The sequence below is a fragment of the Streptomyces sp. NPDC001493 genome (assembly GCF_053597235.1).
On sequence record NZ_JBSFHV010000026.1, the window covers coordinates 1 to 13,916 of the forward strand.

General features: G+C 71.5%; 12 protein-coding genes and 1 pseudogene. 6 read left to right on the top strand and 7 right to left on the bottom strand.

Annotated features, from left to right (window positions below; genetic code table 11):
- A pseudogene (locus tag ACWCWD_RS29640) lies at positions 1-94 on the bottom strand (IS5/IS1182 family transposase); the annotation flags it as partial.
- Between the two features lie 463 nt (positions 95-557).
- Here ACWCWD_RS29640 and ACWCWD_RS29645 point away from each other — a divergent pair.
- The 4 genes from ACWCWD_RS29645 (at position 558) to ACWCWD_RS29660 (ending at position 6,000) form a co-directional block, all read left to right on the top strand.
- A complete protein-coding gene (locus ACWCWD_RS29645; RefSeq protein WP_450777628.1) occupies positions 558-1,319 on the top strand; it encodes an isoprenyl transferase in 762 nt (253 codons plus the stop codon).
- Between the two features lie 511 nt (positions 1,320-1,830).
- Entirely contained in the window at positions 1,831-3,147 is a 1,317-nt protein-coding gene (locus ACWCWD_RS29650; protein ID WP_327177722.1) for a PhoH family protein, read from the top strand.
- Positions 3,148-3,560: 413 nt separating this feature from the next.
- Positions 3,561-4,280 carry an aggregation-promoting factor C-terminal-like domain-containing protein gene (locus ACWCWD_RS29655; RefSeq protein ID WP_450777475.1) on the top strand — a complete coding sequence of 240 codons (720 nt, stop codon included), beginning with the start codon at positions 3,561-3,563 and terminating at the stop codon, positions 4,278-4,280.
- A 157-nt stretch (positions 4,281-4,437) separates the two neighbouring features.
- Positions 4,438-6,000: an AI-2E family transporter gene (locus tag ACWCWD_RS29660; RefSeq protein ID WP_450777477.1), complete on the top strand. Its 1,563-nt coding sequence runs from the start codon at positions 4,438-4,440 to the stop codon at positions 5,998-6,000.
- 125 nt (positions 6,001-6,125) lie between these two features.
- Here the strand turns inward: ACWCWD_RS29660 and ACWCWD_RS29665 are convergent, their stop codons facing one another.
- Entirely contained in the window at positions 6,126-6,524 is a 399-nt protein-coding gene (locus ACWCWD_RS29665; RefSeq protein ID WP_450777479.1) for a VOC family protein, read from the bottom strand.
- 193 nt (positions 6,525-6,717) lie between these two features.
- Between ACWCWD_RS29665 and ACWCWD_RS29670 the strand changes: the two genes are divergently transcribed.
- Entirely contained in the window at positions 6,718-7,782 is a 1,065-nt protein-coding gene (locus ACWCWD_RS29670; RefSeq protein WP_450777481.1) for a helix-turn-helix transcriptional regulator, read from the top strand.
- Positions 7,783-7,934: 152 nt separating this feature from the next.
- Here the strand turns inward: ACWCWD_RS29670 and ACWCWD_RS29675 are convergent, their stop codons facing one another.
- Together ACWCWD_RS29675 and ACWCWD_RS29680 are read right to left on the bottom strand one after the other, a co-directional pair.
- Positions 7,935-8,468, bottom strand: coding sequence for an alkyl hydroperoxide reductase (locus tag ACWCWD_RS29675; protein ID WP_327177727.1), 534 nt, complete (start codon positions 8,466-8,468; stop codon positions 7,935-7,937).
- Between the two features lie 12 nt (positions 8,469-8,480).
- On the bottom strand, positions 8,481-9,035 hold the full coding sequence (locus ACWCWD_RS29680) for a peroxiredoxin (protein WP_327177728.1): 555 nt from the start codon (positions 9,033-9,035) through the stop codon (positions 8,481-8,483).
- Positions 9,036-9,168: 133 nt separating this feature from the next.
- On the opposite strand from ACWCWD_RS29680, the gene ACWCWD_RS29685 reads away from it, so the two are divergent.
- Positions 9,169-10,134 carry a LysR substrate-binding domain-containing protein gene (locus tag ACWCWD_RS29685; RefSeq protein ID WP_450777484.1) on the top strand — a complete coding sequence of 322 codons (966 nt, stop codon included), beginning with the start codon at positions 9,169-9,171 and terminating at the stop codon, positions 10,132-10,134.
- 88 nt (positions 10,135-10,222) lie between these two features.
- On the opposite strand, the gene ACWCWD_RS29690 is transcribed toward ACWCWD_RS29685, so the two are convergent.
- The 3 genes from ACWCWD_RS29690 to ACWCWD_RS29700 form a co-directional block, all read right to left on the bottom strand.
- On the bottom strand, positions 10,223-12,583 hold the full coding sequence (locus tag ACWCWD_RS29690; protein WP_450777486.1) for an ABC transporter permease: 2,361 nt from the start codon (positions 12,581-12,583) through the stop codon (positions 10,223-10,225).
- On the bottom strand, positions 12,580-13,248 hold the full coding sequence (locus tag ACWCWD_RS29695; RefSeq protein WP_450777630.1) for an ABC transporter ATP-binding protein: 669 nt from the start codon (positions 13,246-13,248) through the stop codon (positions 12,580-12,582). Before ACWCWD_RS29695 ends, ACWCWD_RS29690 begins: the two co-directional genes overlap by 4 nt.
- A 104-nt stretch (positions 13,249-13,352) precedes the next feature.
- Positions 13,353-13,877 carry a PadR family transcriptional regulator gene (locus tag ACWCWD_RS29700; RefSeq protein ID WP_450777488.1) on the bottom strand — a complete coding sequence of 175 codons (525 nt, stop codon included), beginning with the start codon at positions 13,875-13,877 and terminating at the stop codon, positions 13,353-13,355.
- Positions 13,878-13,916: the final 39 nt, after the last annotated feature.

A 13,916-nucleotide genomic window follows, 5' to 3' on the forward strand; every position in this document is an offset into this window, starting at 1 on the left:
GGACCGGGATCAACGTGCCATCCACGATCCAGAGCCGTTCCACGGCGTCGGCCGGGCGGGTCGCGGGCTCGATGGCCAGGAGCGGCCTCAATCTCCCCCCCCCCCACGGACCGGCCCGATTTTTTTCGGCCCCACGCCTCGGCCCCACGCCTCGGCCCATCCCCGGCGATCTCCCGGCCTGGCAGCCCTCCGGGCCCCACCCGGCCAGGTCCACCGCACCACCCGGCCTGCTCCACCGCACCACCCCCCCGGAGCCTCTGGCCCGGAGCCTCCGGCGCGGGCCCGGTACTCCCCGGAGTCGCCGCGCGACACGGTGGTACGAGAGGTGGGCGAGTGCTCACATTTCTCTGTTTTTCGCGGAGTTGTGACAGACCGGGTTGGGCCCGTGCCGCCTTCCCGCAGTAATGTGACGGCTTCGGGGATTGCCGGCGCGCGGCGCGGCACTCGTCCGCGCGGGGCCGTGCGGACCTGGCGGCGAACCCCACGGGGAGGTCCCCGTATCCCCGTGAAGGGGCAGGCGGGCCGATGACCCGTACGGAACCGAGAGGGTGAACTCAGTGAACTTGCGCGACCTGGTGTACGGGCTCTACGCACGCCGGGTGGAAGGCCGGCTGGACCACTCGCAGGTGCCGAAGCACATCGGGGTCATCCTCGACGGCAACCGCCGCTGGGCGAAGGCGTCCGGTGGTTCGGCGGTGCAGGGGCACCAGGCCGGCGCGGACAAGATCTCCGAGCTGCTCGGCTGGTGCAACGAGACCGATGTCGAGGTCGTCACGCTCTGGCTGCTGTCGACGGACAACTTCGACCGCCCCGAGGCCGAGCTGAAGCCCCTTCTCGGCATCATCGAGAACACCGTGAGCAACCTGGCGTCGGACGGCCGCTGGCGGGTCCACCACGTGGGCACCATGGACCTGCTCCCCGCGCAGACCCAGCTCGTCCTCAAGGAGGCGGAGCAGGCCACCGCGGACATCGACGGGATAATCGTGAACGTCGCCGTCGGCTACGGCGGCCGCCAGGAGATCGCCGACGCCGTGCGGTCGCTGCTCCTGGACCATGCCGACAAGGGCACCACCTTCGAGGAGCTGGCGGAGGTCGTCTCCACCGATCTCATCTCCGAGCACCTCTACACCCGCGGCCAGCCCGACCCCGACCTGGTGATCCGTACGAGCGGCGAGCAGCGCCTCTCCGGATTCATGCTGTGGCAGAGCGCTCACTCCGAGTACTACTTCTGCGAGGTCTTCTGGCCGGCCTTCCGCAAGGTCGACTTCCTCCGAGCGCTCCGCGACTACTCGGCCCGCCACCGCCGCTACGGCGCCTGAGAGCCCAGGCCCCCGGAGCCTCTCCCCGGTGCCTCTCCCCGGTGCCTCTCCCGGGAGGCGCCCCGCGGAACTCCGGAGCCTCCCAGGGGCCCCCGCGGGCCACGCGCACTCCTTATATACGTACGCATCACGCCATGAGGGCGTCCCCGCCGGCCGGGGGCGCCCTCGTGGCGTCGTGACGCCCGTCGCCCGGCGGTTGCCACGTGTCCACCTGGGCGACCCGGGACGGTGGCACAACCCGTGGCATGGCTTCGGGCGTTCGAGGGAATACCCCTGACAGGTCGACGTCCGGTCAGCAACCAGGCGGACGTCGCATCACGTGGGCGGCCCACCGGACCGTCCACCCGGGAGGCCCTTTGCACACGAAGGACCGTACGCACCGTACGTCCGACGCGGAGGGCCGGCGTTCGGCCCGCGCATTCGGGTCCGAACCCGGTCCGTCCTCTTCCTTTGGGAAGTTCCGCGACGTCCGTCGCACTCCCCGACCTCGTCCGAGGGGGTACGTCCTTCCGTGGTGACAAGCTCAAAGCGCCGCATGCCCGACAGGCGCACCTATGTTCTCGACACCAGCGTCCTGCTGGCCGACCCCAACGCCATGACGCGCTTCGACGAGCACGAAGTCGTGCTGCCGATCGTCGTCGTCACGGAGCTGGAGGCCAAAAGGCACCACCCGGAGCTCGGTTACTTCGCCCGGCAGGCCCTGCGCCTGCTCGACGATTTCCGCGTCCGGTACGGCAGGCTCGACGCCCCGATCCCCCTCGGGGACCTGGGCGGCACGCTCCGTGTCGAACTCAACCACTCCGACCCCGGCGTGCTGCCCGCCGGCTACCGGCTGGGGGACAACGACTCACGGATTCTCGCGGTGGCGCGCAACCTCCAGGCCGAGGGGTACGACGTCACCGTCGTCTCCAAGGACCTCCCGCTGCGCATCAAGGCGTCCTCGGTCGGGCTGCTCGCCGAGGAGTACCGCGCCGAGCTCGCCATCACCGACTCGGGCCACACCGGGATGGCCGAACTGCCGCTCTCCGGCGAGCAGGTGGACCTGCTGTTCGCCGAGGAGACGCTGTACGTCCCCGAGGCGGCCGAACTCCCGGTGCACACCGGGCTCGTCCTCCAGTCCGAGCGGGGCAAGGCGCTCGGCCGGGTCACGGCGCAGGGCAACGTCCGCCTGGTGCGCGGGGACCGGGAGGCGTTCGGCATCCACGGCCGCAGCGCCGAGCAGCGGATCGCGCTCGACCTGCTGCTCGACCCGGAGGTCGGCATCGTGTCGCTCGGCGGCCGGGCCGGTACGGGCAAGTCGGCGCTGGCGCTCTGTGCCGGCCTCGAAGCCGTACTGGAGCGCCGCCAGCACCAGAAGGTGATGGTCTTCCGGCCGCTGTACGCGGTCGGCGGGCAGGAGCTGGGCTATCTCCCGGGCAGCGAGGCCGAGAAGATGAGCCCCTGGGCGCAGGCCGTCTTCGACACGCTCTCGGCGGTGGCCGGGCGCGAGGTGATCGAGGAGGTGCTGGGGCGCGGGATGCTGGAGGTCCTGCCGCTCACCCACATCCGGGGCCGCTCGCTGCACGACGCGTTCGTGATCGTCGACGAGGCGCAGTCTCTCGAACGCAACGTCCTGCTGACCGTTCTGTCCCGTATCGGGGCGAATTCCCGGGTGGTGCTCACCCATGACGTGGCCCAGCGGGACAACCTCAGGGTCGGCCGGTACGACGGAGTGGTCGCCGTCGTGGAGAAGCTGAAGGGTCATCCGCTCTTCGCCCACGTGACACTCACCCGCTCCGAGCGTTCACAAATCGCCGCACTGGTGACCGAAATGCTCGAAGAGGGATAGAACAACGACAGATTCGACGATCTGTCCCGCATGTCCATGGGGGTCGCCCGGCGAGCGAAGGAGCTTAGCCGGGCGTCTTCATGTCGCGCCGTCATTTCCGTCAAACGGGTGGCGTAAACGGCGTGTGAGCTTTCCCACGCAACAGGGAATTGCTTCCCGGCGTCCTTGTCCGGCAGAGTCTTGCTTCCGTCAGGCCCCGCATACGGAAACCGGGCACCTTCCGAGGCGCTCAGCACCACACAACTCAACAACCGATCTCCGTATGCCGCCCGCGAGCACTACGCGGCACTTCCGCCAGGAAGTCGCCCACCGGGCCCGTGCCTCCCGTGACCCAAGCAGTAGGGAGGCCAGTGTCAGAGGGCACGATCGCGCCCGCGAGGTCACCTAAGCGGGCGATGCTGGAAGGACACCGTGTGAGCCGGATCTCGGTCCGGGGGTTCGCAGTGGCATCAGCCACCGCGGTCACCACCGTTGGCGCCGTCGTAGGCGTTGCTTCGGGCAGCACTCCCGCTGTCGACGACAACAACTTCGAGGCGACCGCAGCCGACACCACGCTGCTCGCAGACATCCCCGTGGGCCACCAGGCCCAGGTCCAGACCGCTTCGCTGACGCAGCAGGCCGATGCCCAGGCATCCGCCGCCGACGCCGCCGCGAAGAAGTCGGCCGAGGAGTCGGCCCGCCTGCAGGCCGCCAAGGACGCCAAGACCAAGAAGCAGGCGGCCGAGGACCAGGCGGAGCGCGAGAAGGAAGCCAAGGAGGCCCAGGACGCCAAGGACGCCGCGGAGCGCGCCAGCCGTTCGGCCGTCCGCGACGCCACGTCGTTCGCCGCCCAGGGCTCGTACACCGTCGCCGAGGTCCAGGCGATGGCCCGGCAGATGATCCCTGCCGACCAGTACCAGTGCTTCAGCAACATCGTGAACCACGAGTCGACGTGGAACTACCGTGCGGTCAACGCCTCTTCCGGCGCGTACGGTCTGGTCCAGGCCCTCCCGGGCTCCAAGATGTCCTCCGCGGGCGCCGACTGGCAGACCAACCCGGCCACCCAGATCAAGTGGGGCCTCAGCTACATGAACGGACAGTACGGCAGCCCCTGCGGCGCCTGGTCGTTCTGGCAGGCCAACAGCTGGTACTAGGCCGCACCGGCAGCCCACCGCTCAACCTCCCGATGCCCCGCACCGTCCTACGGTGCGGGGCATCGTGCGTGGTGCGACACGTTGCCCATGTACGGTCGCATTCCGGCTGTTCGGGGGTAGACGGTCGGTGCACACCCACGGGGGAGAGGGCCCACGTATGTCGAAACTGCCCGGTTGGCTCGGACGCGTCGGGGCCGAACTGACCGACCTGGCCGCCCGCCTGGACGAGCGGCGGCAACAAGCCGAGGCCGAGGAGGCGGAGTCCGGGCACGCCCACGCCCACGCGCATCACCGGCACCACCACGCCCCCGCCCCGGCCGCGCAGCGCGCCCCCGACGCGACCGCGCAGGTTCCCGCGCCGCCCGACTACGCCCCCGACGTCGCCCCCCGTCCCGATCCGGTGGCGGCCATCCCCTGGGGCATGCGGGTCGCCGCCGAGGCCGGCTGGCGGCTGCTCGTGCTCGCGGGCACCCTCTGGGTGCTGATGCGCGTCATCAGCGCCGTCCAGCTCGTCGTGCTGGCCTTCGTCGCCGCCCTGCTCGTCACGGCGCTGCTCCAGCCGACCGTGGTGCGCCTGCGGCGGTACGGGCTGCCGCGCGGCCTGGCCACCGCCGTCACCGCCGTACTGGGCTTCGTCATCATGGGGCTGGTCGGCTGGTTCGTCGTCTGGCAGGTGATGGACAACCTCGACACCCTCTCCGACAAGGTCCGCGACGGGATCGACGAGCTGAAGCGCTGGCTGCTCGACAGCCCCTTCCACGTCACCGAGTCGCAGATCAACGACATCGCCAAGAACCTCAGCGACACCATCGGCACCAACACCGAGGAGATCACCTCCGCCGGCCTCCAGGGCGTCACGGTGATGGTCGAGTTCCTCACCGGGATGCTGCTGGCGATGTTCTCGACGCTCTTCCTGCTCTACGACGGCAAGCGGATCTGGCAGTGGACCCTCAAGCTGGTCCCCGCCCAGGCCCGCCCGGGCGTCGCCGGAGCCGGACCGCGCGCCTGGCGCACCCTCACCGCCTACGTGCGGGGCACCGTGATCGTCGCGCTGATCGACGCCATCTTCATCGGGCTCGGGATCTACTTCCTCGACGTGCCGATGGCGGTGCCGCTCGCGGTGTTCATCTTCCTCTTCGCCTTCATCCCGCTGGTCGGCGCCGTGGTCTCCGGGGCGCTGGCGGTGGTCGTCGCGCTCGTCACCGAGGGGGTGTTCACCGCCCTCATGGTGCTGATCGTGGTGCTGGCGGTGCAGCAGATCGAGGGGCACATCCTCCAGCCGTTCATCCTCGGCCGGGCGGTGCGGGTCCACCCGCTCGCCGTGGTGCTCTCCGTCGCCGCCGGCGGGATGGTCGCGGGCATCGGCGGCGCGGTCGTCGCCGTACCGCTGGTCGCCGTCACCAACACGGTGGTCGGCTACCTGCGGTCGTACAGCCGCCAGGAGGCCCAGCGGCACGCCCCGCACCCGCACGGCGCCTCAGCACTCCACGTGGCCCCCACCCCCGCCCCCGGCACCCCGCCCGAGGACCGGTACGACGAGTCGTACCCGGGCGGTACGGGGACGGGCGCTACGGAGGCGGGCGGTACGGGGACGGGCACTACGGAGTCGGGGCCCGCGGGTCCCGCCGACGGCGGCACCGCCCCTCCGGCCGAGGCCGGGCCCGGGCCCACCGGGGCGGACGGCGCACCCGGAGACGGCGAGGACCGCCCCCGCGCGTGACGGGCAGACCGTGACGGGCGGACCGTGACGGGCAGGACGAGCCCCGGGACCCCTGGAAACCGCCCCACGGGACCCGGGGCTCCCGCGTGCGAGGGCGCTGGGCGGTGTCCGGCCGCCCCGGGCCGTCAGCGGGCGGCCTTCGCCACGGCTGCCGGGGTGACCGGGGTGAAGAAGTTGACGAGGGTGCCGTCGGGGTCGCGGAACAGCAGCGACCGGTTGCCCCAGGGCATCGTGGTGGGCTCGTTGACGAAGTCGGAGACGAAGCCGGTGAGGTTCCCGTACACGCGGTCCACGTCCTCGACGAGGAACTCGATGATCACACTGTGGTTCTCGGCGGGGCGGGCGGAGCCCGGCGCGAACAGCGGCACGGTGCGGGTACTGCCGATGGCGAGCGTGGCGCCGGAGGTCCTGATCTCGGCGAAGTCCTCGGTGGACCAGGTCGCCGGTACACCGGTGGCCTTCTCGTAGAACTCGACGAGACGCGAGATGTCGCCGGTGATGATCCGGATCGATGCGAGGTCCATGGCGGTCTCCTTGAGGCGGTGGAATCGCTGCACTTCGCACGTTAGAAGCAATACCGGACAGAAACGGTCCGGTAGGGGCGGCGGGATTCCACGGGCTCACGAAGGCTCGCGCCGCGCCGAAGCGTGTTGCGAAAGTCCCGCCTGTCCTGCGGGCGGACGGCGCCACTTTCACCACACGCTTTAGACTCCGGCCATGTCCCGCCCCGCCGGCCGTGTGCTCGCCCTCCTGGAGCTGCTGCAGTCGGGCGGCGTCCGGACGGCCGCGGAGCTGGCCGGCCGGCTCGGCGTCGACGTCCGTACCGTGCGGCGGTACGTCGGCCATCTGATCGACCTCGACGTGCCCGTCGAGACGGTGCGCGGCCGCTACGGCGGCTACCGGCTCGGCCCCGGCCACCGCATGCCCCCGCTCATGTTCAGCGACGACGAGGCGCTCGCCGTGCTGCTCGGCCTGATCGCCGGGCGCCGTGCCGGGCCGACGACGACGGCGGACACGGCGGGCGAAACGGCCGCCGCCAAGATCCGCCGCGTGCTGCCCGAGCGCGTCGCCCGCAGGCTCGCCGCGGTTCTGGAGACCCTGGCCTTCACCGCTCCGCCCGGCGAGCCGGCCGCTCCGGACGCCGGGGTCCTGCTCACCGTCGCCGACGCGGTACGTCGCCGCCGCCCGCTCTCGATCGGATACACCGGCCGCGACGGCCGGCACAGCGAGCGCGGGCTGCACCCGGACGGGATCGTCTCCCACGCGGGCCGCTGGTACCTCACCGGCACGGACCCCGGGATCGGCGAGGACCGGACCTTCCGGCTCGATCGCATCGCGGACGTGAGGACCCTGCCCGGTTCCTTCGAGGGGCCCGAGGGGCCTGAGGGGCCCGGGCCGGCCGAGCGACTCCTGTCCGGGTTCGCGACGGCCGCCTACCGGCACCGGGTGACCCTGCGGATCCACGGCACGGCCGAGCAGATCCGTGCCCGGCTCCCCGCGGCCGTCGCGAGCCTGGACGAACCTCCCACGGACACCGCCCCGGACGCCGCTACGGATACCACCACGGACACCGACACGGACACAGTCACGGACACCGTCACGGACGTCGCCCCCGGGGCCGGGCGCTGGCACCGTGTCGAGCTGCGGGCGGAGCGGCTCGACTGGCTGCCCCCGGTGCTCGCCTCGCTGGACCGGCCGTTCGTCGTCGAGCGCCCGGACGAACTGCGGGACCTCGTCGTCGCGTTCGCCGACCGCCTCGCCGCCCGCGCCCGCCGGACCTGACACCGGCAGGCGGCACGCGGGAAAAGGCAGGCGGGCACGGCGGAACAGGCGGGTGCGTCCAGGGGGACGGGAGAAGCGCGCGCACAGCGCAGAAGAAGGACCCGCGGACGGTCGGTCGTCCGCGGGTCCTTCCCGTACAAGGTACCGCTGTCCTATTCGGCGAGCACGGCCTCGGCTTCGAGGGTGACGCCGACGGCCTGGAGCACCGAAGCGATCTTCACGGCCTCCTGGATCGTCTCGCGGTCCACGCCGGCCTGGCGGAGCACCTGCTCGTGGGAGTCCAGGCACTGGCCGCAGCCGTTGATCGCGGAGACGGCGAGCGACCACAGCTCGAAGTCGACCTTCTCCACGCCCGGCTTGCCGATGACGTTCATCCGCAGACCCGCGCGGAGGTTGCCGTACTCCGGGTCCGACAGCAGGTGCCGGGTCCGGTAGAAGACGTTGTTCATCGCCATGATGGCGGCGGCCGACTTCGCGGCGGTGTACGCCTCCGCGGAGAGGTTGGCCTTGGCCTCAGGCTCCAGCTCGCGCAGGACCTTCGGCGAACGCGAGGCGATCGCGCAGGCGAGCACGGTGCCCCAGAGCTGCTGCTGCGGCAGCTCGCTGTTGCCGATGACCGAACCGAGGTTCAGCTTCAGGTCCTTCGCGAAGTCCGGTATGGCGGACTTGAGTTCGTCGAGTGCCATGGTGGTATCAGCTCACTCGCCGGAGAGGAGGGCGACCGGGTCCAGGGTGTTCTCGCCCTTGGTCCAGTTGCACGGGCACAGCTCGTCGGTCTGCAGGGCGTCGAGGACCCGCAGGACCTCCTTGGGGTTACGGCCCACGGAACCGGCGGTCACCATCGTGAACTGGATCTCGTTGTTCTGGTCGACGATGAAGACGGCGCGCTGCGCGAAGCCGTCCTCGCCCTCGATGCCGAGGTCACGCATGAGCTCGTGCTTCGAGTCGGCCATCATCGGGAAGGGCAGGTCGGTCAGGTCCGGGTGGTCCTTGCGCCAGGCGTGGTGCACGAACTCGGAGTCTCCGGAGAAGCCGAGGATCTGGGCGTCACGGTCGGCGAACTCGTCGTTCAGCTTGCCGAACGCGGCGATCTCGGTCGGGCACACGAAGGTGAAGTCCTTGGGCCACGCGAAGACGATCTTCCACTGACCCTCGTAGGTCTTGTGGTTGATCTGAGCGAACTCCTTGCCGCTCTCCAGCGACACGCAGGCGGTCAGGTCGAACTCGGGGAACTTGTCACCAACAGTGAGCACACGATCTCCTAGCAGGTCAGGAATTCCCCTTTTGGGGGCCTTCCTGGAGGGTTGGACTGACCCCACCTTGGCACAGAGTGCATTGATCACGGAAATAGCTACACTCGGTTCCGATGATCGGAGGTACCTATCAGTGGCTCAGGCAATCCAGGGCAATAGGACCAAACAACCCAGCCTCTCGCAGCTGCGCGCCTTCGTGGCCGTCGCGGAGCACCTGCACTTCCGGGACGCGGCGGCGGCGATCGGGATGAGCCAGCCCGCCCTCTCCGGGGCCGTCTCCTCGCTGGAGGAGGCACTCGGTGTCCAGCTCATCGAGCGGACGACGCGCAAGGTGCTGCTCTCGACGGCGGGCGAACGCCTCGCGCTCCGCGCGGGTGCCGTCATGGACGCGGTCGGCGCGCTCATTGAGGAGGCCGAAGCGGTACGGGCGCCGTTCACCGGAACCCTGCGGCTCGGCGTGATCCCGACCGTCGCCCCGTACCTGCTGCCGACCGTGCTGCGCCTCGTCCACGACCGGTACCCCGAACTCGACCTCCAGGTCCACGAGGAGCAGACCACCTCGCTGCTTGAGGGGCTCTCCTCCGGACGGCTCGACCTGCTGCTGCTCGCCGTACCGCTCGGCCACCCCGGGGTGACCGAGCTGCCGCTCTTCGACGAGGACTTCGTGCTGGTCACCGAGCGGAACCACCGGCTCGGCGGGCGCGCGGACCTCCCCCGCGAGGAGCTGCGCGGCCTGCCGCTGCTGCTGCTCGACGAGGGCCACTGCCTCCGCGACCAGGCGCTGGACATCTGCCGGGAGGCCGGGCGCACGGACGGGGCGCCGGTGACGACGACCGCCGCCGGGCTCTCCACCCTCGTGCAGCTCGTCGCCGGGGGCCTCGGGGTGACCCTGCTGCCGCGTACCGCCGTGACCGTGGAGACCGGCCGCAACCCGGCGCTGGCCACCGCCCGCTTCGCCGAACCCGCCCCCTCGCGACGGGTCGCGCTGGCCATGCGGACCGGGACCGCCCGGCACGAGGAGTTCGGCCAGTTCGCCGCCGCGCTGCGCGAGGCGATGGCGGCGCTGCCGGTACGGATGACGGCCGCCGGGGAGGACTGAACTCCGGCGGCCGCCGGTACGGATGACGGCCGCCGGGGAGCACTGACCCCCGGCGGCCGTCCGCCCGCCCCTCGCGGGGGAGCCGCCGCTACTCCGTACGCAGCCCGTCCGGCCGCATCAGGCGCCAGAGCACCGGCAGCGAGAGCAGCGTCACCAGCAGGACCACGCCCGCGCCCGCGCCGGCCATGGGCAGGAACAGCCACCAGTCCGAGACCGGCTTGGCGGTCATCCAGGACAGCCCCCAGCCCAGCGCCAGCCCGCCCGCGACCGCGACCACCAGGCCCACGCACACCGGGATCGCCGTCTGCCAGAGCACCGACCAGCCCAGCGTCGAGCGCCGGGTGCCGAAGGCCACCAGGACCGACAGCAGCCTGCGCCGCTCCCGGAGCTGCTCCAGCTGCTGCACCAGCATCGAGGCGGCCATCAGCAGCAGGACCGCGGTTCCGCCGACCTTCAGGGCGGTCTGGATGCTCGCGTACCGGCCGTCCCGCTCGGTCGAGTTCAGGGCGACGACCCGCATCGAGGGATCGATCACGGCCGCCGTGTTCCGTACGAACTCCGAGACGTCCGGCACGCTCTCGTCGATTTTCACCTGGAGGACCATCGTCGCGCTCGGCAGGGTGGTGGGGTCGATCGCGCCGAGGGTGGCGAGGATGCCCGTGGTCTCCTCGCCGTGCGGGTCGAAGCGCCCGGTGACGGTCCGCGCCGATGCCGGAAGAGTCCAGCGGACCGGTCCGTCGGCGGTCCCGTAGTCGTCGATCTCGACCTGCTCGCCCTTGCGGGCGGCCTCGTCGACCCAGTCGGACATCTCCTGGTCGTGGGCGGGGTGGGCGACGAAGGTGTCGCCGTCCGCGCAGTCGCCGATCCTGGCCAGTTCCTTCAGCGTCGCGCAGTCGCCGACGGTGATCGAGGTGGTGGGCTGGACCTCGTCCTCGGTGTATGTGCCCGGCTTGGTCGCGAACACGTCCACCGTGCCGATGACCTTCTCCACGCCCCGGGTGGACCGGAGCGACTCGATCGCGCCGGTGGCGCCCTCGCCGGAGACGTTCTGGGAGGCCATGTAGAACTGGGCCCGGGTGGGGTCCTGGCCGGTCATCCGGTTGAAGTCGGCGTTCATCGAGGCGAACAGCATCTGGAGCGCCACCGCGCCCGCCACCGCCACCGTGATCCCGCTGACCGTCCGCGCCGCCGCCCCCGAGCTCAGCTGGAGCCGGCGCCCGGCCAGCTGCCAGGGCACCGGGCCGCCGCGCAGCCTGCTCACGCACGCCTCCAGCGCCCAGGGCAGCAGCAGCGCCAGTCCGCCGAGGACGAGCACCGCGCCGATCACGACGGGGGCCGCCTCGGCCGTGCCGTCGTCGGGCGCCCTGCCCTGTGCGGCGAAGACACCGAGCCCGGCCAGCGGCAGCACCAGCCGCCACCAGAGCCGCCGCTTCCGGCCGCGCGCGTCCCGTACGACACCCAGCGGCTCCACCACCACGGACCGCATGGCGACCAGGGTCACCAGCACCGCGCAGACCGGGACGGCGCACAGGACCAGCGCGACCAGGGGAGCGGAAGGGGCGAGGTCGGCGGGGAAGACGCTCTGGTCCCAGACCGAGAGGGAGCCGGCGAACGGCCGCCCGGCCACGAAGAGGGCCGCCCCGCAGACCAGTCCGAGCAGCGCGCCGAACAGTGCCTCTCCCGCCGCGATCCAGCGGACCGAGCGGATGTCCGCGCCCACCAGACGCAGCGCGGCGAGGCGGCGGTCCCGGCGGTCCCCGCCGAACCGCACGGCGGTGGCGATGAAGATGGCCACCGGCATCAGCAGCACCACGCCGACCATCACGCCGAGCACGAGGAGCAGCGGGCTGAGCGGAGGGACGGGCAGTCCGCCGCCGTAACTGTTCAGCCGGTGACCTCCGTTCGCCCGGTCGAGGGTGGAACTGCCCAGGTAGAAAAGGCGTTCGCCGGGGGAGACCAGTCCGGCGTCGGAGATCGTGCCGTCGACGGGGTACGGCAGACGCTCGCGCAGCAGGCGTCCGTCCGGGGCGTCCAGCATCTCGGCGAGTGCGGGCGAGACGTACATCCGCCCGGCGGCGGGGACGCGCGGCAGGCCCGGCGGCAGCACCGGGTGCGAGCCCTCGGCGCGCATCAGCACGCCCTGGACCGCGCGGTTGCGGAACTCGGTGTCGATCCGGGTGATGAGGACCGTGCGGTCCGTCTTCTTGTTGGTCTCGGACGCGAGGGAGGACAGGCTCTCCGACCGGGCCTCGCTGCGATCGTCGCGCGTCTCCAGCAGGTGCGGGACGGCGGAGGCGACGAGCAGCAGCGTCACCCCGATGCCCACCCCGACCGTCGTGAGCAGGGTGCGCGCCCAGCCCTCGCGCCCGCCCGCCGCGGCGAACCGGACGCCGAGTCCGAGGTCGCGGAGCCATGCGGGTGTGCGCGTGCGGGGGTCCGGTCCGGTCACAGGGCGAACTCCAGGTCGGTGGCCCGGCCGTCCCGGACGGTGACGTCCCGGTCGGAGTAGGCGGCGACCCGCGCCTCGTGGGTCACCAGCACCACCGCGGTCCCGGAGGAGCGGGCGGCTTCGGTGAGCAGCTCCATGACCCGCTCGCCGTTGAGGGAGTCCAGCGCGCCGGTCGGCTCGTCCGCGAAGAGCACCTTCGGGGAGGAGGCGAGGGCGCGGGCGACCGCGACGCGCTGGCCCTGTCCGCCGGAGACCTCACCGGGGCGCTTTCCGGCCACGTTCTCGACCTCCAGCCGCTCCATCCAGCGCAGTGCGGTCCGCTCGGCCGGCTTGCGGCGTACACCGCTCAGCCGCAGCGGGAGCGCCACGTTCTCCACGCAGGTCAGCTCGGGGACGAGCTGGCCGAACTGGAAGACGAACCCGAACTCGGTGCGGCGCAGGGCGCTGCGTTCCGCGTCGGACATCGTGGAGAGCTCGCGGCCCGCGTACTCGACCGAGCCGGAGTCGGGCGTGATGATCCCGGCGAGGCAGTGCAGCAGCGTGGACTTGCCGGAGCCGGAGGGGCCCATCACCGCGACGACCTCGCCGGGGCGGACGGAGAAGGACGCGCCGTCGAGCGCGGGCGTCGCGCCGTACGTCTTGCGCAGGTCGCGCGCGCCGAGCAGGGGGGCGGGGAGCGGGGAGCCGGGGAGCGGGGCGCCGGAGAGCGGGGCGCCGGAGAGCGGGGCGCCGGAGAACGGCGGGCCGGAGAGCGGGGAGCCGGGGAGCGTCACGGGGCGACCACCTCGGCGAGCTTGTCGAGCCGGGCGGCGGTCAGTTCCAGCCACCGCAGATCGGCCTCCAGGTGGAAGAGCGCGTGGTCGCAGATCAGCTGGTCGGCGAGGTCCCCGCCGCGCTTGCGCTCGGTCAGCGTCCGCATCATCCGCAGGTGTTCGGCCCGCTGCGCGTCCAGCACCTCGGCGGCGCCGCGACCGGTCAGGATCGCCAGCACCACCTTGGTGTACAGCGTCGACTGGAGGTACGGCTCCGGCTTCTCCGGCTGGGCGAGCCAGGTGGAGACGTCCGTGATCCCGGCGTCCGTGATGGCGTACCGCTTGCGCTCGGGACCTCCGTCGCTCTCCACGCCGTCGACCTCGACGAGCCCGTTCTTCAGCAGCCGGGACATGGTCGAGTAGACCTGCCCGTAGTGCAGCGGGCGGTCGTGGCCGAACTTCTCGTCGAAGGTGCGCTTCAGGTCGTAACCGTGGCGGGGACCGGACTCCAGGAGTCCGAGCAGGGTGTGGCCGATAGACATGCGGAGCACTGTACACGGTGTGTATACCTACCGTGTATA